This is a genomic window from Pseudomonas sp. LF-5 (assembly GCF_037626295.1).
GTDB lineage: Bacteria > Pseudomonadota > Gammaproteobacteria > Pseudomonadales > Pseudomonadaceae > Aquipseudomonas > Aquipseudomonas monsensis.
The window spans coordinates 444602-471241 of sequence record NZ_JARKMT010000002.1 but is presented as its reverse complement, the minus strand read 5'-3'; the positions used below and the strand labels follow the sequence as shown (position 1 = coordinate 471241).

At 61.4% G+C, this 26640-nt stretch carries 13 protein-coding genes; 9 read left to right on the top strand and 4 right to left on the bottom strand.

All coding sequences use genetic code 11. The features are described from left to right. Window positions 1–83: 83 nt before the first annotated feature. Window positions 84–2213, bottom strand: a complete 2130-nt coding sequence (gene recQ, locus PseuLF5_RS09320) for a DNA helicase RecQ (protein ID WP_322373964.1) — start codon at window positions 2211–2213, stop codon at window positions 84–86. A gap of 309 nt (window positions 2214–2522) precedes the next feature. Here recQ and PseuLF5_RS09315 point away from each other — a divergent pair, with 309 nt between their 5' ends. From PseuLF5_RS09315 to PseuLF5_RS09305, 3 genes are all read left to right on the top strand, one after another. Then, entirely contained in the window at window positions 2523–3110 is a 588-nt protein-coding gene (locus PseuLF5_RS09315; protein ID WP_123465629.1) for a UPF0149 family protein, read from the top strand. A gap of 10 nt (window positions 3111–3120) precedes the next feature. Beyond that, window positions 3121–3516, top strand: a complete 396-nt coding sequence (locus PseuLF5_RS09310; protein ID WP_123465627.1) for a YbaN family protein — start codon at window positions 3121–3123, stop codon at window positions 3514–3516. A 156-nt stretch (window positions 3517–3672) separates the two neighbouring features. Further along, window positions 3673–6360 carry a hypothetical protein gene (locus PseuLF5_RS09305; protein ID WP_340133391.1) on the top strand — a complete coding sequence of 896 codons (2688 nt, stop codon included), beginning with the start codon at window positions 3673–3675 and terminating at the stop codon, window positions 6358–6360. A gap of 116 nt (window positions 6361–6476) precedes the next feature. Here PseuLF5_RS09305 and PseuLF5_RS09300 read toward each other — a convergent pair whose 3' ends face one another. Further along, on the bottom strand, window positions 6477–15821 hold the full coding sequence (locus tag PseuLF5_RS09300) for a retention module-containing protein (protein ID WP_340133390.1): 9345 nt from the start codon (window positions 15819–15821) through the stop codon (window positions 6477–6479). 533 nt (window positions 15822–16354) lie between these two features. Between PseuLF5_RS09300 and PseuLF5_RS09295 the strand changes: the two genes are divergently transcribed. The 3 genes from PseuLF5_RS09295 to PseuLF5_RS09285 all read left to right on the top strand — a co-directional run bounded on the left by PseuLF5_RS09295 (window position 16355) and on the right by PseuLF5_RS09285 (window position 21398). After that, window positions 16355–17713 (top strand): TolC family outer membrane protein, encoded by a 1359-nt coding sequence (locus PseuLF5_RS09295; protein WP_340133389.1) that lies wholly within the window; start codon window positions 16355–16357, stop codon window positions 17711–17713. A 154-nt stretch (window positions 17714–17867) separates the two neighbouring features. Next, window positions 17868–20027: a type I secretion system permease/ATPase gene (locus PseuLF5_RS09290; RefSeq protein ID WP_267805952.1), complete on the top strand. Its 2160-nt coding sequence runs from the start codon at window positions 17868–17870 to the stop codon at window positions 20025–20027. Window positions 20028–20036: 9 nt separating this feature from the next. Then, entirely contained in the window at window positions 20037–21398 is a 1362-nt protein-coding gene (locus PseuLF5_RS09285; protein WP_128615231.1) for an HlyD family type I secretion periplasmic adaptor subunit, read from the top strand. A gap of 143 nt (window positions 21399–21541) precedes the next feature. Here the strand turns inward: PseuLF5_RS09285 and PseuLF5_RS09280 are convergent, their stop codons facing one another. Next, window positions 21542–22138 carry a tRNA-uridine aminocarboxypropyltransferase gene (locus PseuLF5_RS09280; RefSeq protein WP_340133388.1) on the bottom strand — a complete coding sequence of 199 codons (597 nt, stop codon included), beginning with the start codon at window positions 22136–22138 and terminating at the stop codon, window positions 21542–21544. A 2-nt stretch (window positions 22139–22140) separates the two neighbouring features. After that, on the bottom strand, window positions 22141–23034 hold the full coding sequence (locus PseuLF5_RS09275; RefSeq protein WP_007956593.1) for a LysR family transcriptional regulator: 894 nt from the start codon (window positions 23032–23034) through the stop codon (window positions 22141–22143). 498 nt (window positions 23035–23532) lie between these two features. On the opposite strand from PseuLF5_RS09275, the gene speB reads away from it, so the two are divergent. Genes speB through PseuLF5_RS09260 form a run of 3 tightly spaced genes read left to right on the top strand, consistent with a single transcriptional unit; the run spans window position 23533 to window position 26475 of the window. Further along, window positions 23533–24483 carry an agmatinase gene (gene speB, locus PseuLF5_RS09270; RefSeq protein WP_003222717.1) on the top strand — a complete coding sequence of 317 codons (951 nt, stop codon included), beginning with the start codon at window positions 23533–23535 and terminating at the stop codon, window positions 24481–24483. A 10-nt stretch (window positions 24484–24493) separates the two neighbouring features. Continuing rightward, entirely contained in the window at window positions 24494–24916 is a 423-nt protein-coding gene (locus PseuLF5_RS09265; RefSeq protein WP_123465609.1) for a YybH family protein, read from the top strand. Window positions 24917–24972: 56 nt separating this feature from the next. Continuing rightward, window positions 24973–26475 (top strand): purine-cytosine permease family protein, encoded by a 1503-nt coding sequence (locus tag PseuLF5_RS09260; RefSeq protein WP_123465607.1) that lies wholly within the window; start codon window positions 24973–24975, stop codon window positions 26473–26475. The last annotated feature ends 165 nt before the right edge of the window (window positions 26476–26640 follow it).

Here is a 26640-nt window from a genome sequence, read left to right as displayed (position 1 = left end):
GCTAAGCATGGCCTGCAGTTATAGGCAAGAGTCGACCTGTACTGAATCGTTACAACTGTCTGGCGTCTGGCGCAATCGCCCTCTCACATTTCAAATTCAGATTGCAGCGCAGCCCGCACGCAGTACAGCACGCCCTCCGGCACACGCCCGGCAAACAGCTCGGCCACCTCGGCGACCGACGGTAACTCGCCCTCGCCATCAAGGAAGGCATCCTGCACTTCGCCCATCAAGTCTTCCGGCAAATCCAGCGCCTGCTCCAGCGACAACTGCTGCTTGCCGATGGCTTCAGCGAGCATGGCGTAGACGTTCTTCTCCGAACACTGCAACTGCCCGGCGATCTGCAACGGCGTCATGCCGGCGCGGGCCAGGGTGATCAATTCGTGGCGCACGTCGGCCACCGCTTTGGGTGCCTCGGCCTCGCCGCCGAGCACTTCGAGGAACGCCTCGCCATAGCGTTCCAGCTTGCGCGCGCCGACGCCGCTGACCCGGGCCATCTCCGCCAGGGACGTCGGCTGGCTGCGCAGCATTTCCAGCAAGGTCGAGTCGGGAAAGATGACGTACGGCGGCACGCCGTGCTCTTCCGCCAGTTTGCGCCGCAGGGCGCGCAACGCTTCCCACTGTTCGCGCTCCTCGCCGCGCACCAATTGGCTGGCCGGGCTCTTGCTGGTGGTCTTGGCGGTAACTTGCGGCTTGAGATCGCGGCGCAATTCCAGGGTCACTTCACCCTTGAGCAGTGGTCGGCAGCTGTCGTTCAAACGCAGCCCGCCATACCCTTCGTGATCGACATCGGCCAGCCCGCGCGCGACCAACTGGCGAAACAGCGAACGCCATTCGCTTTCGCTGAGCGCCTTGCCGACGCCGTACACCGACAGATGCTGATGGCCGAAGCTGCGGACCTTTTCGTTGTCCTTGCCCAGCAAAACATCCACCAGATGACCTACGCCATAACGCTGGCCGGTGCGGAAAATCGCCGACAACGCCTGACGTGCCGGCTCGGTGGCGTCCCAGGTCTGCACGCCATCGACGCAGTTGTCGCAATGGCCGCACGGCTCGGGCATGTCTTCATCGAAGTAGGCCAGCAGCGTCTGGCGACGGCAGCGGGTTTCTTCACACAGCGAAAGCATGGCGTCGAGCTTGTGCTGCTCCAGACGCTTGTGCCGCTCATCGCCTTCGGAGTTCTGCAGCATCTGCTTGAGCATCACCACGTCTTGCAGACCGTAGGCCATCCACGCATCCGCCGGCAGACCGTCACGGCCACCACGCCCGGTTTCCTGGTAATACGCCTCAAGGGATTTCGGCAGATCGAGGTGTGCGACAAAGCGCACGTTGGGCTTGTCGATACCCATGCCGAACGCGACGGTGGCGACCATGATCAAGCCTTCCTCATTGAGGAAACGCTTCTGGTGATAGGCACGCAGATCGTTGGGCAGGCCGGCGTGATACGGCAGCGCCGGGAAGCCTTGTTCGCTGAGGAACGCCGCCACTTCTTCGACCTTCTTGCGCGACAGGCAATAGACAATGCCGGCATCGCTGCGCCGCTCGGCGAGGAACGCCAGCAACTGCTTGCGCGGCTGCTCCTTGGGCACGATCCGATAGAAGATGTTCGGCCGGTCGAAGCTCGACAGGAAACGCTCGGCGTTCTGCAGATGCAGGCGGGTAACGATTTCTTCGCGGGTACGCTTGTCGGCGGTGGCGGTCAGGGCAATGCGCGGCACGTCGGGAAACATTTCCGCCAACTGGCCCAGTTGCAGGTATTCCGGACGGAAATCGTGGCCCCATTGCGACACGCAGTGCGCTTCGTCGATGGCGAACAGCGCGATGTTCAGCCCTTGCAGGAACGACAACATGCGCGGCTGCACCAGGCGCTCGGGCGCCAGATAGAGCATCTTCACTTCGCCACGCTTGATACGGGCTGCGAGGTCGCGCTGTTGCTCGGCGCTGAGCGTGGAGTTCAATGCGGCGGCCGCTACGCCCAGTTCTTCGAGGGTGGCGACCTGATCGTCCATCAAGGCGATCAACGGCGACACCACCACTGCCAGGCCTTCGCGCAGCAGCGCCGGCACCTGGAAGCACAGGGACTTGCCGCCACCGGTAGGCATCAGCACCAGCGCATCACCGCCGCTGGCCACGCGCTCAATGATTGCACCCTGACGGCCACGGAAACTGTCGTAGCCGAAGATGTCCTTGAGGACGCGTTGAGCCTGTTCGAGCATAAAAACTCCAAAAATCTACCGAAACATCCCTGCACAGGCTGGTTCAGGACAGCCAAGGCTGCTTAAACAAAACGTAAGAGCGCATTGCCAGACAATCGCAATACGAGCAGGGAGCGCAAAACGCGGCAGTATACCCGAGCCCTCCCCGGCAGGGGGTGCCGCTGAGAAGACACCCTCAAACCTGTCACATAAATCCCACAGGGTTATTGGTGTTGCCTGTAATTACGGCAAATCTGCCGTGCGGCTGGCTTGAGCGCGCAAGAAGGCCTAGAATTCCCGCATTGTTTATTCCCCCAAGGTAGCCCCGTAATGTCCTTCGCTGAGCAACTGACCCGCCTGCAAGTTTTCCTCGATGCCGACGAGCTGCATGACGAGGCGCTGGATTACGTGGCCGCCCACGGGTACCTGACCGCGCTGTCGATCTGCGCAGAAGAGGTACCGGAGCGTGAGTGGATCGACGCCCTGTTCGCTGAAGAGCCGCATTACAGCAGCGACGCCCAGCGCGAAGAGATCGAAGCCACCCTGATCGGCCTCAAGGCACACATCGCCCGTCAACTGGCGTCCGACGAAGAATTCGAGCTGCCATGCGAACTGGATCTGGGCGACGAGCCGGACGACTCCGAACTGCGCGGCTGGTGCATCGGTTTCATGGAAGGCGTGTTCCTGCGTGAAGCGGCCTGGTTCGAAACCGCCGAAGAAGAGGTCAGCGAAATGCTCCTGCCGATCATGGTCGGTTCGGGCCTGTTCGACGAACAGCCAGAGTTCGAAGACATCGCCAAGGACGCCAACCTGATGGACGACATGATCGTGCAAATTCCGGAAGCCCTGACTGCGCTGTACCTGCTGTGCCAGGCGCCTGACGAAAAACCGGCGATCCTCAAGCCACGTCACCACTAAGCTCCGGCCTATGGACAACCCCATAGGCAACCGCCCCCTGATGTTGCGCTACATCCTGCTGGCCATCGGCTGGCTCAGCGTGGCATTGGGGGTGATCGGGATCTTCCTGCCCGTACTGCCTACCACTCCTTTCCTCCTGCTGGCGGCCGCCTGTTTCGCCCGCAGCTCTCCGCGTTTCTATCGCTGGCTGGTCGAACACCCGAAACTGGGTCCGTGGATTCGCGACTACCTCGACGGCAACGGCATTCCGCTCAAGGGCAAGGTCTACGCGATCGGGCTGATGTGGGCGAGCATTCTGTTCTCGTGCTACCTGGTACCGATGCCGTGGGCACGGGGGTTCATGCTGACCAGTGCGGTGTTGGTGACGGTTTATATTCTTCGGCAGAAGACGCTGCAAAAGCCCTGATACCCTCCACTCGATCGACCTCTGAAGATACAACAGACAGCACCAAGGCCACCGCTCGTCGAAAAACGCTCCGCACCTGTCAGATCTGACAGGTGCGCTTTCCCCCACAAAGCGCTCTGATAACTCCTGCCCGCCCACCGTCCAGGAGCCGTAAACATGGCCACAGCCAAATCCAGCGACAACACCATATTGGCGCTATTCCCTCCCCACGCTCCAGACGCCACCACCCCGGTGGTCGGTGCTGTCTATGGTGTGCCCAAACATGTCTACGACCTCAAGCCCATGGGCCTGACCATCGTCGTCGACCCGCCGCAATCTGGCACGCTGCAAGAAGGCGATGTCATTCGGCTACGGCTCAACGGCGCCGATACCGAAGCCACAAAGACCGTCCTGGCTGGCGAAGAAAATTCCCGTCACACCCTGTATCTGCCCAAGGGCCTGCTGCTGACTGATCGCGTCAATACCCTCGTTTACACCATCACCCGCATCAGCGAGAACAAAGGCACCTCCACGCCGGAGCTGACTCTGCTGTACAACACCATCCGCCCCGGCATCGAGGACCGCTCGCCCGGCGATAGCGCCCATTCCGAACTGCAACTGATCCTGCCCCAGGACGTGCTCGATGACGGCATCGACGCCGACCGCGCCAAAAAAGGCGTGCAAGTGTGTTTCGCCTACCCTTACTGCCGCGCCTACGACCAGATCCGATTGAACTGCAACGGTCAGGATGTCCCGCACACCGTGACCGCCGCCGAGGCCCCGCCCATTCCCTCGGCCGAGCCGACCAGGGTCTGCGTGATGGTCGAGGAAGCGGTGTTCCTGCGCGCCGGGGACAACCCGAAGTTCATCTTTTCCTACACCGTCACCGACCAGCTCGGCAACGGGCCGGACACCGATTCGCCCTACTCCGGCACGGTGGAGGTCGATGTGAACCTGAAGGAAACTCGCCTGGTCGCCCCCGATCTGGCCGAGGATCCGGATGACCCAAGCGACGACCCGAGCACCATCGATCTGGACAAACTCGCCGGCAAGGACCTGACCGTATTGGTCCACACCTTTGCTCCGTTGTGGCAACCCAACGATAAAATCCGCGTGACCTATACCGCTAGCAGACCCAATGAAACGGTGGTGTCGCATACGGTGGAGGCAGAGGTCGGACGCATCCCGTTCACCTACAAACTGATGGTACCCAACGCCAAAGTAATCGCCAGCAGCGTGGTGCGGGCGAAGTACGAATTGCTGAGAAATGGCAACGTCTTCGCCACTTCGAAAAATGCCGTGGCCGAAGTTACCGGCTCAGAGGTTATCGAGTTGTTGCCGCCGGTGCTGCTGAAACCGGCGGTGAGCCCGATCGACGCGCTGGCCTATCCGCAAGGCGTGACCATCCGGGTCGAATATCTGGGCGCTCTGCCAGGCGACAAAGCGCGGCTGGTGGAGGTCAACCCACCGGCAGGCGCACCGCAGTTTCCATTGGTGCCGTTCAACAATAATAAACGCACAAACACTGTATTAAGTCCGGCGTTCCTGGCAGCCAGGCATGGCAAGGAAATTCGGTTGCGGTGGAACCTGAATCGCGATAACGCACAGAAAGGCAAGTCGCCTGATTTGAACCTGAGCGTGTCGAAAATTACCGAGGGCGATACACGTTTGCCGACGCCGGCCATTGATGGCAAGACCGGCAATGAACTCGACATCCTGCTGTTACAGCCCACCGCCCAGCTTACCGTTGCGGCATGGCCGCACGTCGAAGGTGAGCGGCTGTGGTTGCAGTACGAAGGCAAGGACAATCAGGACCAGACCGTGACCTTCGACGACCTTCGCGGTGAAGTGGGCGTGGGTGCATCAGGCTTGAGCCGGACGGTGCCGCTGGACTGGTTGAAAGACTTGAAAGATGGCAGCGAGTTGAAGGTGACGTTCAAGGTTAATTTTGATGGGGTGGCGAATGCGGCGACGGCGGTTGGGTTTCCGGTGCGCCGCTATAGCGTCCGAACCGTCAAACAGGTGGATCCGACCATCATCTCGGTGAAAGGTCATTCCGCCAGCGGCCCGGAGATCCCCGACGGTGCGACTACCACCGCAACCACACTCATGCTCACGGGCAAGGGCACTGCCAATCAGGCAATCACGCTGCGTGACAATGGTATTGCCATAGTCACATTCGACGTAAACCCTCAAGGCGACTGGAGCCGTACGCTGACTGATCAGGATATTGGAGACCATCGCTATACGGTCAGGTCAGCAGATGGCTCGACTCCAGAGTCTTCGGCGAGAACGCTGACCCTCTCGCACATGACCGACTTTCAGGACAGCACTTACAACGGCTGGGACCTCTACACGGGAGCCCGAAGCGGATCAATTCGCGTCCATGCAGGCGAGAGGGCGTTCTTCAACTTCACTGACGTAGCCCCCTCCACAGGCTATTCGGGTGCCATTTTTTACCAGGACTTTGTGCTGGCGCCCGGCACCTACACGTTCACAATGAAGGCTTGTCACATCCGCGAGTTTCCCAACACCAATCTGGTCAATCCGATTCCGGCACTCACCACCAGCTTGCCGAATAGCCCGCAAGTCGTTCGTGAACTTCCTAAAAACGGCACCAAATATGACTTCTCGCTTACGTTCACGGTTGCCGCTCGTCAATCTGTCAGGCTCTATATCGTCAATCACCAGGACAATGGCATCGGTAACGATTTTGGCATCTTCACCATCGGCCTGAGCAAAGGAAGCACAAATGTGAATGGCGCGATGGAAACCCTCAATGAACTGCCACCCTACACCGGAGCACTGCAGACAATCGTGTTGCCCCAGCCGTCGGGAGTGGCCTCTGATAGCGGGCAATCATAGATTCTGTTTTTTGATACCTGCCATGATGTCAGCAAGGACGAGCGCCCTGGCGTAAAGCATGAAAAACCCGCCGCCCCGATCATCGGAGCGGCGGGTTTTGTCGTTTCGGACTTTGCTTACACCGTATCCACCTTCAACGAATGGTCATTCAACATCCCGCTGATGATCGTCGCCGTGTCGTGTCCGCCAGCGACCACCCCGCCCGCCCCCGGCGTTACGCCGTAATGGCTGGCGAGGTTGACACCGGCCAGGTCGATAGTCTGGTTCGGCGTGGCGCCAGCCAGGGCGCTGACGTCGATACTGGTGAGCACCGAGGCGCCGCTGCCGGTGACGGTGAAGTGCAGGTAGTCGTCGAGCGACGCGGTGGTGCCGTTTTCACCTTGCAGCAGTTGCGACAGGTCGAGCTTGTCGGTGCCGGGGGTGAAGTCGGTGATCGTGTCGTGACCACTGTTGCCCTTGAGGTACTGGAAGGTGTCCGCGCCCGGCCCGCCGGTCAGGGTGTTGTTGCCCAGGCCGCCGATCAGCAGGTCATCGCCACCGCCACCGTTGAGGATGTCGTTGCCCAGGCCGCCGTTGATCACGTTGTTATTGTTGTCGCCGGTGAGGGTGTCGTTGAAGTTCGAGCCGACCAGATTTTCGATGTTGCTGAGGGTGTCGGTGCCGGCGCCGAGGGTGTTTTGCGCACCGAGCAGGCCGAGGTTGACCGTAACCCCGGCGGTGGCGTGGGCATAGCTGACCGTGTCGATGCCGGTGCCGCCGTCGAGCAGATCATTGCCTGGGCCGCTGTAGAGCAAATCGTTACCCGCGCCGCCGTGCAGCTCGTTGTTGCCTGAGCCTGCGGTGAGCACGTCGTTGCCATCGCCCGCGTTGAGGATGTTGTTGCCGGTGCCGGCCACCAGCACGTCATCCCCCGAGGTGCCGGTGAGGGTGTGGCCGTCCTGATAGCTGATGGTCACATTGGCCGTGTCGCTGCCACCGTGGTTGTCGTTGGCGGTGTAGGTGCCGTTGAAGTCCGGGGTGATGTCGTGGGCCCCGGCGTAGTTGAGGGTCATGGTCAGTTGATAGTTTTCTGCCGCGTTGGGGTTACCGCCGCCGCTGGGGTTGGAGATGTTGGTGATGTGGATCTGGTAGACCCCGTCCGACGTCGCGGTGAGGGTTTGCCCATCCGCCAGCGCGATGTAGGCGCCACCGTTGATCGAGTACTCCATGCTGACGTAACCGGCCGCCAGGTTGTGATCCAGGTTGAGGGTTTCGCCCTGGCGCAGATTGACGGTGATGCGGTCTTCATCGTTGGCGTTGCTGTTGGTCACTGCACCGAGATAGCCACTGACCACCAGCACGGCGGTCATGGTCGCGGCATTGGCACTGAACGCATTGCGCACGTTGGCCAGGTTCTGGTTGGCGGCGGTGTTGACGTTGGTGCCGGTGAAGTTGATCGCCCCGGTGCCGGTGAAGTCCGCCGCTTTCGAGACCCAGCCGGTGTTGAAACTGGTGGGCGTGGCGTTGAGGGTATCGCCATTCGGATCGGTGTCGTTGACCAGCAGCAACTCGCCGGGCACCACGATGTTGCCAGACAACACGTTGGTGATGACGTGGTCGTCCATCGCCACTGGCGGCGCGTTGGGGATCACTTTCACGGTCAGGGTCGAGCTGGCGAGGTCGCCGTCGTTGTCGCTGAGGGTGAAGCCGATGTTCTCGGTGATCACCGTGGTCGTGGTTTTCTGTGAGGTGTAGCTGTAGTCACCGGTGTCGAGGTTGATCACCAGCGTGCCGCTGTTATTGGTGGCAATGCTCAGGCTGTTGTTCACCGTATTGAACGTGCCGTGGTTGGTGCCGCCGCTTGCGGTCAGCGAACCCTGACCGCTGTTGGCGCGCGGGTCATAGGTGTAGGTGGTGCCGTCGACCACGATGGATTTGATGAAGCCGCCATCGGCGCCGAACGTCCCGCCCTCGCCCAGCAGCGAACCGGTGACCGGCGCGCCTTCAACGGTGCCGGACAGCACCGAGTTGAGTTGATTGAGGTCGGTGACCACCACCGCGTTGGTGTTGGTGTGGCTGATGCCGTCATACGCCAGCGGGTCGAGGTTGGCGTTGCTCACGCCGCTGCCGAGGCCGATCGCGTAGTTCTTGATGTTGTTGGCATCGAGGAAGGCTTTGAGCGTCGCTTCGTCGGCAGTACCAATATCGCCCTCGTTGGGTTTGCCGTCGGAGAAGAAGTAACCGACGTTCTGCGCCCCGGTGAGTTTGCCCGAGGTGTTGAACGCGTTGTACATGGTCGCCACGGCAGCGTCGTAGTTGGTGCCACCGCCAGCGGTGAGTCCGGCGAGAATGGTTTTCGCTGTGGCCACATCGACCCATACCGTGGTTCGGTCGGTGGCGTTGCTGCTGAAGGTGACGAGCTGCACTTTCACATCGCCGAGGTCGTCGTACTTGTCGAGCAAGGCGCTGATGGCCTGCTTGGCCAAGGCCAGCCGCGACAGGCCCGGTACGCCAGAGGCGTCGGCCATACTGCCGGAGATGTCGAGGACGATAAGGATGTTGGAGTCTATCTCCACCGCCGCCACCGAGCGATCCGAGGCCACGGCTTTGGGCACGTCGTCGACGATGTTGACCACGATCGTACTGGTGGTGCTGTTGCCCAGCGCATCGGTGGCTTTGTAGGTAAAACTTTCGCTCAGGGTGTTGGCACCATCGTTGGCGTTCGGCGTGGTTTTCGGTGCCGAGGTCAGGGTGTAGGTGTAAGTGCCATCGGCGTTGAGCTGGATCTGACCGTACGTGCCGGTGGCGCTGCCGACCAGGGTGTAAGTGATCGCGCCGCTGCCGCCGGTGACTGCACCGACCAGCGTGCCGGTGGTGGTTTCGCCGGTATTGGTCGGGTCGCTGCCGGTGACCGTACCGGGGGCCAGATCCTGGCCGTCCTTGGTCAGGTCAAGGGCTTTTTCGTAGACCGTCACGTCCTGGTCCACCGACGCCACGAGTTTGCTGTCGGCGACGTTGATGGTGATGGTGGTGGTGCTTTCGTCGCCATCGCTGTCGCGGATGGTGTAAGTGAAGGTGTCAGTGGCGCCTGGTGGGCTCACCGAGTTCGGGTTGCTGTGATAGACGGCGTTGCCGGCCGCATCGAGGGTCAGGTAACCGAAGTTGCCATTGATGTTGCTGTTGAGACCGCCGATGGCCGAGGTGCCGGTATTGCTGCCGGCACGCACACCGACCACCGTGGCCGCGCCATCGGCCCCGCTGATGTCATTGCCGAGCACGCTGACGTTGACCGTACCGCCCTCCGCCACCGAACCGGTGTCGGGTTTGGCGGTCGGCAAGTCGTCGATGATGTTGACGTTGATCTGCCCGCTGGCGGTGCTGCCATCGGTATCCGTCGCCACCACGTTGAAGTTTTCGGTGAGGCTGTTGGCACCGCTGCCGGTCGAGTGGGCTTCGTTGTCGACCAGGGTGTAGCTGTAACTGACGACACCGGTGGCCGGGTTGTAACCGGTGACGGTGAAGGTGCTACCCAGTGGCGAAACCACCGATTGCGGGAAGCCTGCGGCGACACCATTGGTCACCACGGCAATGCCACCGACGGTGAGGGTTTGCAGACCATCGAGAGCGGTGACGGTGAAGGTGCCGCTCTGGGTCAGCGCCGGGGTGTCGGGGCTGGTGCCGTCGCTGAGGTTTTTCTCGTAGACGGTGAGTTCGCCGCCATTGACGTCGAGGCCGTTGAGCAGCACCGGATCGTCGTTGTTGTGGATGTTCAGCACCAGGTTGGCGGTGCTGGTGTCGCCGTCGGCATCGGTCAGGGTATAGGTGAACGTCTCGGTGCCGTTGCCGCCACCATGCAGGTTTTTGAAGTCGGCATCGTTGGGGTTCAACGTGTAGGTGTACGTGCCGTTGGCGTTGAGTACCAAGGTGCCGTACGTCCCGACGACAGTAGCGGGAGTGATCGGCCCGGCATTCGGGCCGGTCGCGACCACATCGGCGCCTTGCACATCGTTGGTCAGCACATTGCCGGTCAGGGTCAGTTGCGTTTCCGAGGCGCTGTTGGCGTTGCTGTCGTTCACGGCTTTCGGCACGTCATCGACGATGCTGACGACGATGGTGCTGTTGACGATGTTGCCGAGCGAATCGGTGGCCTGATAGGTGAAGGTTTCGGTCAGGGTGTTGGCGCCGTCGTCGGCATGCGGTGTAGTGGTGGCCGCTGAGGTCAGTGTGTAGGTGTACGTGCCGTTGGGGTTGAGGACGATCTGCCCGTAGTTGCCGGTGGCGCTGCCGACCAAGGCATAGCTGATCGCGCCGACCGCACCGGTGACCGAGCCGACCAAGGTACCGGACGCGGTTTCGCCGGTGCTGGCCGGATCGCTGCCGGTGACCGTACCGGCGGCCAGGTCCGCGCCGTCCTTGGTCAGGTCCAGCGCTTTTTCGTAGACAGTGACGTCGGTGTCACTGGTTGCATACAGTTTGCTGTTGGCGACATCAATGGTGATGGTGGTGGTGCTTTCATCACCGTCGGAATCGCGCACGGTGTAGGTGAACACATCCACCGCGCCCGGGCCATTCACCGCATTCGGATTACTGTGGTAGACGGCGTTGCCGTTGGCGTCCAGGGTCAGGTAGCCATAGGTGCCGTTGATGTTGCTGTTGAGGCCGCCGATGGCCGAAGTCGAGGTGTCTGCGCCGGCACGCACGCCGACCACCGCACCGGTTACGGCCGGGCCGTCGGCGCCGCCGATGTCGTTGTCCAGAACGTTACCGCTGACGGTGCCGCCCTCCACCACAGACGCGGCGTCAGGATGGGCGCTGGGCAAATCATCGACGATGTTGACGTTGATCTGGCCGCTGGCCGTGCTGCCATCGGTGTCCGTCGCCACCACGTTGAAGTTCTCGGAGATGCTGTTGGCACCGTTGGCGTTCGGATGGGTTTCGTTGTCGACCAGGGTGTAGCTGTAACTCACGACACCCGTGGCCGGGTTGTAACCGGTGATGGTCAAGGTACTGCCCAGCGGCGTGGTGACCGATTGCGGGAAACCGGCGGCCACGCCACCGGTGACCACGTTGATGCCGCCCACGGTCAGGGTTTGCAGACCATCGAGGGCGGTCACGGTAAAGGTGCCGCTCTGGGTCAGCGCCGGAGTGTCGGGGCTGGTGCCGTCACTGAGATTTTTCTCGTAGACGGTGAGTTCTCCACCATTGACGTCGAGGCCGTTGATGATCACCGGATCGTCATTGTTGTGGATCTGCAAGACGAGGTTGGCGGTGCTGGTATCGCCGTCGGAGTCGGTGATGGTGTAGGCGAAGGTTTCCGTGCCGTTGCCACCGCCGTGCAGGTTTTTGAAGTCGGCATCGTTGGTGTTCAGGGTGTAGGTGTACGTGCCGTTGGCGTTAAGCACCAAGGTGCCGTACGTCCCGGTGAAAGTGCCCGGAGTTACCGGCCCGGTCGGTACGCGATCCGCGCCTTGCACGTCGTTGGTCAGGACGTTGCCGGTCAGGGTCAGCAAAGATTCCGACGCGGTGCCGGTATTGCTGTCATCCACGGCTTTTGGCAGGTCGTCGACGATGTTCACGTCGAGGGTGGCATTGGCGGTGGTGCCGTTGTCATCGACCACGGTGACGGCGAATTGCTCAGGCAGATTGTTCGCACCGTTGGCGCTTGGGTGGGCTTCGTTATCGACCAGGGTGTAGCTGTAACTGACCACACCGGTCGCCGCGTTGAAACCGGTGATGGTCAACGTGCTGCCCAACGGCGTGGTGACCGATTGTGGGAAACCGGCGGCCACGCCGTTGGTGACGACAGCGATGCCGCCGACGGTCAGGGTTGTGACGCCATCGAGTGCGGTGATGGTGAACGTGCCGCTTTGGGTCAGCGCGTTGGCGTCCGGTGCGCTGCCGTCAGTGAGGTTTTTCTCGTAGACGGTGAGTTCGCCGCCGTTGACGTCGAGGCCGCTGATGACCACAGGATCGTCGTTGTTGTGGATCTGCAGGACGAGGTTGGCGGTGCTGGTATCGCCATCCGAATCGGTGATGGTGTAGGCGAAGGTTTCTGTGCCGTTGCCGCCACCGTGCAGGTTTTTGAAGTCGGCATCGGTGGTGTTCAGGGTGTAGGTGTACGTGCCGTCGGTATGCAGTTCCAAGGTGCCGTAGGTGCCGGTGAAAGTCCCGGCAGTGACAGGACCGGTGGGCACACGGTCGGCGCCTTGCACGTCGTTGGTCAGGACGTTGCCGGTCAGGGTCAGCAAGGTTTCCGACGCGGTGCTGGCGTTGCTGTCATCGACCGCTTTCGGCAGGTCATCGACGATGTTTACGTCGAGGGTGGCGTTGGCAGTGGTGCCGTTGTCATCGACAACGGTGACGGCGAACTGCTCTGGCAGATTGTTCGCGCCGTTGGCGCTTGGGTGGGCTTCGTTATCGACCAGGGTGTAGCTGTAGCTGACCACGCCGGTCGCCGCGTTGAAACCGGTGATGGTCAACGTGCTGCCGAGCGGCGTGGTGACCGATTGCGGGAAACCTGCGGCCACGCCGTTGGTGACGACGGCGATGCCGCCGACGGTCAGCGTGGTGACGCCATCGAGTGCGGTGATGGTGAACGTGCCGTTTTGGGTCAGCGCGGTGGAATCCGGTGCGCTGCCGTCAGTGAGGTTTTTCTCGTAAACGGTGAGTTCGCCGCCATTCACATCGAGGCCGTTGATGATCACCGGATCGTCGTTGTTGTGGATGTTCAGGACGAGGTTCGCGGTGCTGGTATCGCCGTCGGAATCGGTGATGGTGTAGGCGAAGGTTTCTGTGCCGTTGCCGCCACCGTGCAGGTTTTTGAAGTCGGCATCGGTGGTGTTCAGGGTGTAGGTGTACGTGCCGTCGGTATGCAGTTCCAAGGTGCCGTAGGTGCCGGTGAAAGTCCCGGCAGTGACAGGACCGGTGGGCACACGGTCGGCGCCTTGCACGTCGTTGGTCAGGACGTTGCCGGTCAGGGTCAGCAAGGTTTCCGACGCGGTGCTGGCGTTGCTGTCATCGACCGCTTTCGGCAGGTCATCGACGATGTTTACGTCGAGGGTGGCGTTGGCAGTGGTGCCGTTGTCATCGACAACGGTGACGGCGAACTGCTCTGGCAGATTGTTCGCGCCGTTGGCGCTTGGGTGGGCTTCGTTATCGACCAGGGTGTAGCTGTAGCTGACCACGCCGGTCGCCGCGTTGAAACCGGTGATGGTCAACGTGCTGCCGAGCGGCGTGGTGACCGATTGCGGGAAACCTGCGGCCACGCCGTTGGTGACGACGGCGATGCCGCCGACGGTCAGCGTGGTGACGCCATCGAGTGCGGTGATGGTGAACGTGCCGTTTTGGGTCAGCGCGGTGGAATCCGGTGCGCTGCCGTCAGTGAGGTTTTTCTCGTAAACGGTGAGTTCGCCGCCATTCACATCGAGGCCGTTGATGATCACCGGATCGTCGTTGTTGTGGATGTTCAGGACGAGGTTCGCGGTGCTGGTATCGCCGTCGGAATCGGTGATGGTGTAGGCGAAGGTTTCCGTGCCGTTGCCGCCACCGTGCAGGTTTTTGAAGTCGGCATCGTTGGTGTTCAGGGTGTAGGTGTACGTGCCGTCGGTATGCAGTTCCAGGGTGCCGTAGGTGCCGGTGAAAGTCCCGGCAGTGACTGGACCGGTGGGCACACGGTCGGCACCTTGCACGTCGTTGGTCAGCACGTTGCCCGTCAAGATCAGATTCGTTTCGGCAGCGGTGCCGGTGTTGCTGTCATCGACCGCTTTGGGCAGGTCGTCGATCACGTTCACGTCGAGGGTGGCATTGGCGGTGGTGCCGTTGTCATCGACTACGGTGACGGCGAACTGCTCAGGCAGATTGTTCGCGCCGTTGGCGCTTGGGTGGGCTTCGGTATCGACCAGGGTGTAGCTGTAGCTGACCACGCCGGTCGCCGCGTTGAAGCCGGTGATGGTCAACGTGCTGCCCAGCGGCGTGGTGACCGATTGCGGGAAACCTGCGGCCACGCCGTTGGTGACGACAGCGATGCCGCCGACGGTCAGCGTGGTGACGCCATCGAGTGCGGTGATGGTGAACGTGCCGCTCTGGGTCAGTGCGGTGGAATCCGGTGCGCTGCCGTCAGTGAGGTTTTTCTCGTAGACGGTGAGCTCGCCGCCTTCGACGTTCAGGCCATTGATGACTACCGGATCGTCGTTGTTGTGGATCTGCAAAACCAGATTCGCCGTACTGGTATCACCGTCGGAATCGGTGATGGTGTAGGCGAAGGTTTCCGTGCCGTTGCCGCCACCGTGCAGGTTTTTGAAATCAGCATCGCTGGTGTTCAGGGTGTAGGTGTACGTGCCGTTGGCGTTAAGCACCAAGGTGCCGTAAGTACCGGTGAACGTGCCCGGAGTTACCGGCCCGGTCGGTACGCGGTCCGCGCCTTGCACGTCGTTGGTCAGGACGTTGCCGGTCAGCGTCAGTTGAGTCTCTGACGCCGTGCCATCGCTGTCATCGAACGCTTTCGGCACGTCGTCGGTGATGTTGACGTCGAGCGTGCCTGTCGCGGTATCGCCGTTGCTGTCGCCGGCAATCACCGTGAACTGTTCGCTGAGGTTGTTCGCGCCGTCGCCGGCCGCGTGGCTTTCGTTGCCGTTGAGGGTGTAGCTGTAACTGACCACGCCCGTCGCCGGGTTGTAACCGGTGATGGTCAGGGTGTTGCCCAGTTGCGTCGTGACCGATTGCGGGAACCCGACCGCGACGCCGCCATTGATCAGGTTGATGCCGCCGATGCTCAGGCTGGTCAAACCGTCCGGCGCCGACACCGTGAAGCTGCCGCTTTGCGTCAGTGCGCCCGGGTTGGCCGACGAACCGTCAGGCAGATTGGCTTCACTGAGGTTCAGTTCGCCGCCCGCCACATTCAGGCCGGTAAGGGTCACTGGATTGTTCACCGGTGGCGGCACCACTACTGCCGGGGTGTTGTCACCGTTGTCGATCACCGCGTTGCGGCGTTCTTCGGGGAATTCAGGAATACCGCCGAACCCGGCAGTGGGGAAACCGATGATCGGGTCGACGCGTCCGCCGACTTCGGTCAGCAAGACAAAACTGTGACCGCCGCCCGCCTCTCCCGGTGCGCCCCCCGGGGCATTCGGACCGGCCGCGGTGGCTTCAGCGGTTTTACTCGGGTCGTCACCGGCGGCGATGGCTTTCTGGATTTGCTCGACGTCGGTCAATTGCGCGTCGCTCGGTGTCACAGCCTCCGCGGCATTTACATGCGCCGCCTGACCCGCCAGCAGTTCACCGGTCATGGTCATGCTGCTGCCGCGTCCGAGGGTCAGTTCCTGGCCGTTTTGCAGATGAACGGCGACAGCGCCTTCCGCGCCGGTGATCAGTTGATCGCCGACAAACAGGCGATCCCCCTCAACCAGTGCGCGCTTAGTACCGTCGGCCGACTGAGCGAAAACCTGGCCAATGACTTTAGTGACTGTGCCAATGAGCGTTGCCATGTGAAATCCTCCGCTGCCGACCACCGTCGGCACTGGTAAGCGAAGCAGCCCATGGCTCAATCGGGTTGTTGGAGGCGACGCTCGCACCTTCAACAGTTCGTTTCGCAGGTGGCTTTTTTCGGAAACATCAGTGCGATCAAGCACTTCCGCATCCTGATCAAAAGCCATACGCCCACTAACGCTACGTAACGGTGGTGAATCACCCGAGTGACAAAAAACTGTCGCTCATCTGCCGCTACGCGTCCCTCCCCTTCAGCATTACTTCGCCGTATGTCGCAAAGTGAATGGAACTTTCCTCAAGCCTTTTTGTGCTCCCTAAAGCGCATGAAACAAAGGCTTTCGTCCTGAACAATGTGCCGGTTTTCGCCAAGCGCATAAGTTTTTTTCGGCATAAGGCTTATGAAAATTTTTTCTTAGCTACGCTTCAGGATGTTCTTAGCTCTGTTGTTACAAGAGTGAAACGCTTACACCTTAAAAGTTCGTCAAATATTTGGCGACAGTAACACACCATCAGGACTCAGGGAGATGCACCCATGCGCGTTCTAACCCCCCTCTGCAGCGCGGTTTTGCTGGCCATGGCTTGCACTTCTCAAGCCCAGGCAATGAACCTCACCGAAGCGATCCAAAGCACCATTGCCACCCACCCGGAACTGGCCTCGCGCGTGGACGCCCGCCTGTCTGCTGATGAGCAAGTCAAAGTCGCCAAGGGCGGCTTCTATCCGTCCGTCGATTTGAACGCCGCCTATGGCCGTGGCTACAGCGACAACACCAACACCCGGGCCTTCGGTAATCACAATACCGAAATCCTCAATTACACCCAGTCCGAGCTGCGCCTGCGGCAGATGCTGTTCGACGGCTTCAACACCGCCAACGAAGTCGAGCGCACCAAAGGCGTGTCCAATTCGCGCGCTTACTACGCGCAAGGCACCGCTCAGGATCTGGCCCTGCGCACCATCGAGGTCTACCTCGAAGTGCTCAAGCGCCGCGAGCTGGTGACACTGGCCCGCAACAACCTGCAAGCGCACTTGCGGGTTAACGATCAGATCGGCCTGCGCACCGAACGCGGCGTCGGCAGCACCGCCGACTCCGATCAATCGGTTGCGCGTAAGGCGTTGGCGCAGAACAACCTCGATACCGCCGAAGTCGATCTGTCTGACGCCGAAGCCAACTTCTATAGCGTGGTCGGGCGCATGCCCGACGAGCTGGAAACGCCGGCCTCGACCCGTGGCGAACTGCCGACCGAATTGCGTGAAGCCCAGCAGAGCATGGTCGACAACAACCCGTATCTGAAATCCGCCCAGGCTGATGTCCAGTCGGCCGAGAGCCAGTACGAAGTCGCCAAATCGCCGTTCTACCCACGCTTCGATGCCGAAGCCGCCGTCGGCGCGAATAACAACGTGCAAGGCGATGAAGGCCACGACAACGAATGGCGGGTCGGCGTGGTGATGAACTACAACCTGTTCCGTGGCGGCAGCGACAAGGCGCGACTGGCCGCCAATGCCCACGACATCAATCAAGCAATGGATATCCGCAATAACGCCCTGCGTCAGCTCAACGAGAACATCCGCCTGGCGTGGAACGCCATGGAAAACGCGAAGAAGCAGACCCCGACCGCCCGCGAATACGCCGAGACCACCAAACGCGTGCGCGCGGCGTATCAGGATCAGTTCGGCCTCGGCCAACGCACCCTGCTCGATTTGCTCGACAGTGAAAACGAGCTCTACAACGCCAACCGCCGCTACACCGAAATCCGCTACACCGAGGAATTTTCGATGTACCGCGTGCTGGCAAACATGGGCCAGTTGCTGAGCAAACAACGGGTGGTGCTGCCGGCGGATGCGATTGCGGCGACCGAAGTCAAAAACGAAGCACGCCTGCCTGAGCTGAAATAAACGAAAAACCATGTGGCGAGGGAGCTTGCTCCCGCTGGGTTGCGCAGCAATCCCAAAGATTTGAGCAGCAATGAGATCCATGGGACTGCTGCGCAGCCATCGGGGATAAATCCCCTCGCCACAGGTTGGACCAGTCATTACAGGGGCGATCAATATGACCAGCATGGAACCCGGCCACTCCGGGGTCGATCCGCGGCTGAGCTTCGATGATCCGTTACTCGACGGTCTGTTGATCCTCTGCAAACTCCACGGCGCAATCGTCAGCCGCGCCAGCCTGAGTGCCGGGCTGCCCCTGAACAAGCAACGCCTGAGTCTCGACCTGCTGCCTCGCGCCGCCGCCCGGGCCGGGCTGCAGGCGCGCCTGTTGCGCCGAGAGTTGAAAGATATTTCCTCGCTGAACCTGCCGATCCTGTTGCTGCTCAACGACGGGCGCACCGCCGTGCTGCGGCGCTTTGGCGATGACGGCAAGGCGCTGATTTTACCCAGCGAAGCCGAAGGCGGCGAACAATGGGTCAGTCGCGAAGAACTCGCCGAGCACTACAGCGGCCAGGCCTTGTTCGCCCGTCCGCGCCACGAACTGGAAGACTTGCGTTCGCCGCTGGTGCCACGGGTGCATGCGTGGTTTCGTGACACCCTGAAACTGTCGAAATGGCTCTACAGCGACGCGATTCTCGCCAGTTTCCTGATCAATCTTTTAGGCCTGATGGTGCCGTTGTTCGTCATGCAGACCTACGACCGCGTGGTGCCGAACCAGGCCACTTCGACCTTGTGGGTGCTGTCGATCGGTTTGCTGATCGGCACCGGGTTCGAACTGGTCCTGCGGGTAGTGCGCGCGCACCTGCTCGACACCGCCGGCAAGAAGACCGATGTGATCCTTTCTGCGACTTTATTCGAACGCATCACCGGCATGTCGATGAAGGCGCGCCCGGCGACCATCGGCGGATTCGCCCAGAGCATTCATGACTTTCAGGGCCTGCGCGAATTCCTCACGGCGGTAACCCTGACCAGCCTGATCGACCTGCCTTTCGTGGTGTTGATGCTGGTGGTGATCGGCCTGCTCGGCGGCTGGCTGGTGGTGATTCCGCTGCTGGCGTTTCCGATCACGATCATCTTTGCCCTAGCGATTCAGGTGCGCCTGCGCGACACCGTGCAGAAGAGCCTGAGCCTGGGTGCCGAACGCCAGGCGCTGCTGATCGAAACCCTCGGCGGCCTGGAAACCCTCAAGGCGTGCAGTGCCGAAAGCGAGCGCCAGCACAAATGGGAAAGCACCCATGGCGCCCTCACCCGCCTCGACAGTCATGCGCGCAACCTTTCGGCGCTGGCGACCAACGGCACGCTGTTCATTCAGCAGTTTTCCGGGATGGCGACGATTGTCGCCGGGGTCTACAGCATCATCGCCGGCAACCTCAGCGTCGGTGCACTGGTCGCCAGTTACATGCTCGGCAGCCGCGTACTCGCGCCACTGGGGCAGATCGCCGGGCTGATCACCCGCTACCAGCAAGCGCAACTGACCATGAAAAGCACCGATGCGCTGATGGGCCTGCCGCAGGAGCGCGACGGCAAGCAACGGCCACTGGAGCGCACCCAGTTGCAAGGTGCGCTGGACGTCAGTGGCGTGACCTTTCACTACAACGGCCAGAACGCGCCGGCGCTGAGCAACGTCAGCTTCAGCCTCAAACCCGGCGAACGGGTTGGCATCATCGGCCGCAGCGGCTCGGGCAAAAGCACCCTGGCGCGATTGCTGATGGGCTTCTACGAACCGGAAGAAGGCCAGCTACTGCTCGACGGGCTCGACCTGCGCCAACTGGATGTCGCCGACCTGCGCCAGCAGATCGGTTACGTCGCCCACGACCTGCCACTGCTGGCCGGCAGCCTGCGTGACAACCTGACCCTGGGCGCGCGCTATATCAGCGATTCGCGCATGCTCGAAGTCGCTGAACTGACCGGCGTCACCGAACTGGCGCGCCAGCACCCGCAAGGTTTCGACCGCCCCGTGGGCGAGCGTGGGCAATTGCTCTCCGGCGGCCAACGTCAGGCCGTGCTGCTGGCCCGGGCGTTGCTGCTCGACCCGCCGATCATGCTGCTCGACGAACCCACCAGCGCCATGGACAACAGCAGCGAAGACCTGCTGCGCCAGAAGCTGCACGGCTGGGTGCAAGGCAAGACGCTGCTGCTGGTCACCCATCGCACCTCGATGCTCAGTCTGGTGGACCGGCTGCTGGTGCTGGACAACGGCCGGGTCGTTGCCGACGGTCCGAAAGAAGCGGTCATTGATGCACTGCGCAAGGGCCGCGTCGGCTCGGCGGCGGTCTAGGAGTTACCCATGTCAGCTGCATCCGATGGCAAATCACGCGGCTACTTCGACAGTTTCGGCAAAAGCGCCGAAGCCGAGTTCATGCCGGAAACCGCCGGCGCCTCCTTGCAGGATTCGCCACGCTGGTCGCGGATTACCGTGTGGCTGGCCGCAGCGCTGCTGATCAGTGCGTTGGTCTGGGCCAAGTTCGCGGTGCTCGAAGAAGTGACCATGGGCGAAGGCAAGGCGATTCCATCGAGCAAGGTCCAGGTGATCCAGAACCTTGAGGGCGGGATCGTCACCGAGATTTTCGTGCGTGAAGGGCAGATGGTGAACAAGGGCGACAAGCTATTGCGCCTGGATGACACGCGCTTCCTGTCGAACAAGGGTGAGAGCGAGGCCGACCGTTACGCCCTGACCGCGCAAGTCGAACGCCTTTCCGCCGAAGCCGAGGGGCGCCCGTTCAAGCTGTCTGACGAGGTGATCGCCAAGGCGCCACAGGTCGCCGAAGACGAACGGGCACTGTACGACCAGCGCCAACGGCGGCTGGCCAGTGAGCAACGGACCCTCACCGAACAACTGCGGCAGAAGACTCAGGAACTGGCGGAGTTCCGTTCCAAACAGGGCCAGTACAGTTCCAGCCTGGCGTTGCTGCAGCAAGAGATGAACATGTCGGCGCCGCTGGTCGGCACCGGTGCGGTATCGCCGGTGGAAATCCTGCGGCTCAAGCGCAGCGCCGTGGAGATTCGCGGTTCGCTGAACGCGACGACGCTGGCCATCCCCCGGGCCGAATCGGCGATCAACGAGATCAAGAGCAAAATCGACGAATCGGAACAGACCTTCCGCTCCGACGCCGCCAAGGACCTCAATCAGAAACGCACCGACCTGTCGAAAATCACCGCCTCGAGCATCGCCATCGACGACCGCGTCAGCCGCACCACCGTGACCTCGCCGGTGCACGGGGTGATCAAGCAGCTCAAGGTCAATACCATCGGCGGCGTGGTGCAGCCTGGCAGCGACATGGTGGAAATCGTGCCGCTGGAAGACAACCTGCTGATCGAGGCCAAGGTTCGTCCGCAAGACGTCGCGTTCCTGCATCCGGGCCAGAAAGCCATGGTCAAGTTCAGCGCCTACGACTACACGATCTACGGCGGGCTGAGCGCAAAACTGGAACTGATCGGCGCCGACACCATCACCGATGACAAAGGCAACAGCTTCTACCTGATTCAGGTGCGCACCGATAAAAACCATTTGGGCGGGGATGCGAAGCCATTGCTGATCATTCCGGGGATGGTGGCGACGGTGGACATCATTACCGGGGAGAAAAGCGTGCTGGATTATCTGCTTAAACCCGTGCTGAAGGCGCGGACCGAGGCGATGCGCGAGCGCTAGAGATGTCTGGATTTTGTGGTGAATTGACTGACCTCATCGCTGGCAAGCCAGCTCCACAGTGTCCGTGTCGAACACAAACCTGTGAATACCACAGAAACCTGTGGGAGCTGGCTTGCCAGCGATGAGGCCAGCAGAAGCACCGATCATTTTTCAGCATGATTGCGCTGAAAGGTCTCCTCCCCCATCGCCGCAATCTGCCCCTCGATCAACGCTTCGAACGGCTTGAGCAACGGCGCGAACGTCGCCGGCGCTTCGAGGGTTTCCAGTGCCTGCACAATCGCCTCGATGGTCGACAACGCCCCCGGCCCCGGAGCCTTGCGCAAGCGATAACGCGACACTCCGCCCTCGGCCAGCGTCACCCGGGGCAGCGCCGCCAGCAGCGGATTGAGATGGAGCATCTTGCGCGCCTTGCGCCAGGTGCCATCCGGCACCACCAGCAACAACGGTTGATCAGATTCGCGGTAAGCCTGCATCGGCTGCGCATCGTCGGCGGGAAACAACAACCGCGCCTGATACCCCGGCCGGTTCAACAGTGTCGACAGATCCTCGAAAACTTCACCGACAATCAGTTCGGCATTGGTCAAACCCAGCGCCGCCAATCGTGCGGTGTTGAGCGCGTGACTGACCTCGCTCGGATGCTGCAACAGCAAGACCCGGGTGCGGCTGTCGAGGCACGGGATCAACGGGCACAGGCAATGGGTTTGGGGGCGCAGGCAGCGCGGGCATTGAGGTCTGGACATTCTTAAGCCTGATTGAGCTGTGCTTTGAGCAAATCACGAAAGGTCTGGATCAGCGGCTCGCGACTACGGCCCCGGCGCATGATCATCGAGAATGGCGCCTGGTAACCGAAAGTCGCCGGCAGCAACACGCGCAAGTCGCCCTTGTCGGCCCAGGCCTGAGCGTAGTGTTCCGGCAAATAACCGATGTAGGCGCCGGACAGCACCAGAATCAGCTGCGCCTCCATACTTTCCACCGTGGCGGCGCTGTGTTTGAAACCGTGGCGCGCCAGTTCCGCCTGGCTCCAGTACCCGCGACCGACCATGCGCTGCTGGGTGATGACCTGTTCGGGAATGCGCCGCTCGTTGAACAACGGATGCCGGCTGCTGCAATACAGCCAGTGCTGTTCGCGGTACAGCGGCATGTAGACCAGCCCGCTCATGCGCGTGGAAAACGCACCGATGGCCAGATCGAGACGGTTGTCCTGCACGCCGAGCTGCAGTTCGTACGGGCTCATCACCGACAGGTGCAAATGCACCGCCGGGTGTTCCTGGCTGTACGCGCCGATGGCTTCGGCGAACGGCAAGGCCTTGTCGCTGACGGTGGAGTCGATCACCCCAAGGTTGAGCGTACCGCGCAGTTCGCCCTTGAGCGCAGCGGCGTATTGCTCGAAACCTTCGAGCTCGGCCAGCAGGCGCAGGGTTTCCTGATGGAACAGTTCACCCTTGCTGGTCAGGCTGAACCCACCGCGTCCGCGATGACACAGCACCAGCCCCAGCGCCGCTTCGAGCTGACTCATGTAAGTGCTGATCGCCGACGTCGACAGGTTGAGTTCCTGCTGCGCATTGGCGAAGCCTTGATGGCGCACGACGCTGACGAAGATGCGCAACAGTTTCAGGTCGGGTAAAGCGTTGGCCATGTCTACTCCGGGCTTTAGAGATGTGTCGCCTGATAGAACCTTCCCTCACCCCAGCCCTCTCCCGGAGGGAGAGGGAGCCGAACATGTTGTTAGCGGAATCTGCATCCACCTGAAAAAACGAGTCGAACTCAGGATTTGAACACCATGGAGATCAGCCCCCTCTCCCGGGGGAAAGGAGGCCGACCATGTTGTTAGCGGAATTTGCATCGACCTGAAAAATCGAGTCGAACTCAGGATTTGAAAGCCATGGAGATCAGCTCCCTCTCCCTCCGGGAGAGGGCTGGGGTGAGGGCAACAATGTTCAGCCTGGCCAGAATCCCGAGACCGCAAAGTCTAATCCCGGCGTCGCCATTAGTTTAGAAAAATCTGAACTAAGTTTTTGCCCGTAGCGATTCTTCCGCCGCACTACATTTCGCAGAATCGGTCCCACAGCGGCGCCCGGACCTCCCCTGCACGGCGCGCCGACATAAATAAAACAAAGACGATGAGGCCCTACCCGTGGACAAGATTCTTCACCAACCACTGGGCGGCAACGAAATGCCGCGCTTCGGCGGCATCGCCACCATGCTCCGACTCCCCCATGTACCGACTGCTGCCGGCCTGGACGCGGCCTTCGTTGGCGTGCCCCTGGACATCGGCACGTCGCTGCGCCCCGGCACCCGCTTCGGGCCACGCGACATCCGCACCGAATCGGTGATGATCCGCCCGTACAACATGGCCACCGGCGCCGCCCCGTTCGACTCGCTGTCGGTCGCCGACATCGGTGACGTGGCGATCAACACCTTCAACCTGCTCGACGCCGTGCGCATCATCGAAGAAGCCTACGACAACATCCTCGAGCACAACGTGATCCCGATGACCCTGGGTGGCGACCACACCATCACCCTGCCGATCCTGCGGGCGATTCACAAGAAGCACGGCAAGGTCGGTCTGGTGCACATTGATGCGCACGCTGACGTCAACGATCACATGTTCGGCGAGAAGATCGCCCACGGTACGACCTTCCGTCGCGCCGTCGAAGAAGGCCTTCTGGACTGCGACCGCGTGGTGCAGATTGGTCTGCGCGCGCAGGGCTACACCGCTGACGACTTCAACTGGAGCCGCGATCAGGGCTTCCGCGTTGTTCAAGCCGAAGAGTGCTGGCACAAGTCGCTGGCGCCACTGATGGCCGAAGTGCGCGAGAAAGTCGGTGGCGGTCCGGTGTACCTGAGTTTCGACATCGACGGCATCGACCCGGCGTGGGCACCGGGCACCGGCACCCCGGAAATCGGTGGCCTGACGACCATTCAGGCGATTGAAATCGTCCGTGGCTGCCAGGGCCTCGACCTGATCGGTTGCGATCTGGTAGAAGTCTCGCCGGCTTATGACACGACCGGCAACACCTCGCTGCTGGCCGCCAACCTGCTGTACGAAATGCTCTGCGTACTGCCTGGCGTGGTCCACCGCTGAGGGTTCGGCCATGAACGAACGTGATCAGGTTCTGAAAGCGGCTGCCGATCTGGTGTCCGCCTTCGCCCGCAACGATCGCGAAGCTTACTTCGGCGCGTTCAGCGCCGATGCGAGTTTCGTGTTCTACACCCTCGAACAGCCCCTGCTGTCGCGCGATGCCTATCAGGCCTTGTGGGACCGCTGGCGCACCGAGGATGGCTTTGAAGTGCTGTCGTGCACGTCGAGCAACGCCTTCGTCAGCCTGCAAGGTGATGTGGCGATTTTCATCCATGACGTGGCCACCGAGCTGCGCATGCAAGGGGAGCAACACTTCAGCCAGGAGCGCGAGACGATTGTTTTCAGGAAACAAGCGTCGAGCCTAGAACAACAAGGCCATTGGCTGGCCTGCCACGAACATTTGTCCGCAATGCCGGAAGGGCTGCCATCCCCTTAGCCAAACAGGTGACGCCACACGCACGATGAGGCGCGCCTTTATGATCGGAGCAGATCATGAATAACAACAACAACGACCAAAGCCTTACGCAAATCGAAACCCACGGGGTCGAGCAGATCCCGGACCACGAACGCACCGCAGGCCCGACGGACTTGTTCCGGATGATCTTCGGTGGTTCGAACACCTTTGCCACCGCCGTGCTCGGCAGTTTCCCGGTGCTGTTCGGCCTGTCTTTTCAGGCTGGCGTCTGGGCGATTGTGCTGGGCGTGCTGCTGGGTTCGCTGATCCTCGCACCGATGGGCCTGTTCGGCCCGATCAACGGTACCAACAATGCCGTGTCCTCCGGTGCGCACTTCGGCGTGCACGGGCGGATCGTCGGTTCATTCCTGTCGCTGTTGACCGCTATCGCGTTTTTCTCGCTCTCGGTGTGGAGTTCGGGGGATGCGCTGATCGGTGGTGCGAAACGCCTGATCGGTTTGCCGGAAACCGACCTGACCCTGGGCCTGGCCTACGGTCTGTTCGCGATTCTGGTGCTGACCGTGTGCATCTACGGCTTCCGCTTTCTGCTGTGGGTGAACAAGATCGCGGTGTGGAGCGCCAGCCTGTTGTTCCTGCTGGGCATCTTCGCCTTTGCCGGTCCTTTCGACGTCAATTACGCCGGCACGGTGAGCCTCGGTCAACCGGGCTTCTGGGCGGCGTTCATCGGCGCTGCGCTGGTGGCGATGAGCAACCCGATTTCCTTCGGTGCGTTCCTCGGCGACTGGTCGCGCTACATCCCGCGTGACACCTCCAAGCAGCGGATCATGGCCGCCGTGGTGCTGTCGCAGATCGCCACGTTCATCCCGTTCCTGTTCGGTCTGGCCACCGCGACCATTGTCGCGATCAAGGCGCCGGACTACATCGCGGCGAACAACTACGTGGGCGGTTTGCTGGCGGTGTCGCCGAGCTGGTTCTTCCTGCCGGTGTGCCTGATTGCGGTGATCGGTGGCATGTCCACCGGCACCACTTCGCTGTATGGCACCGGGCTGGACATGTCCAGTGTGTTCCCGCGCGTGCTGTCGCGGGTCAAGGCGACGCTGCTGATCGGCGTGCTGTCGATTGCCTTCATCTTCATCGGGCGCTTCGCGGCGAACCTGGTGCAAAGCGTGTCGACCTTCGCTGTGCTGATCATCACCTGCACCACCCCGTGGATGGTGATCATGATCATCGGCCTGCTGGTACGTCGCGGCTTCTACTGCCCGGACGACCTGCAAGTGTTCACCCGTGGCGAACAGGGCGGCCGCTACTGGTTCAACCACGGCTGGAACTGGCGTGGTCTGGGCGCGTGGATCCCGAGCGCGGCGGTTGGCCTGTGCTTCGTCAACCTGCCGGGGCAGTTCGTCGGCCCGCTGGGCGAGATGGCCGGTGGCATCGACATCAGCTTGCCGGTGACCCTGGGCCTGGCGTCGGTGGTGTACCTGACGCTGCTGAGCCTGTTCCCGGAACCACGGGAAGTGTTCGGCCCGAAGGATGCCCGCAGCCAAGTCGGGGAACCGTCGACTAAAGCGCAAGCCGCCTGAGTAAACACCTATCCCCTGTGGGAGCGAGCTTGCTCGCGAAAGCGATCTTTCAGTCACATCACTTTTGAATGTGCCGACGCCTTCGTCGGATCGCCGCCCGGAGCAAGCTCGCTCCCACAGGAGACTGAATTCAGCCTCAACATAAAAAAGACAATCGGAGACACG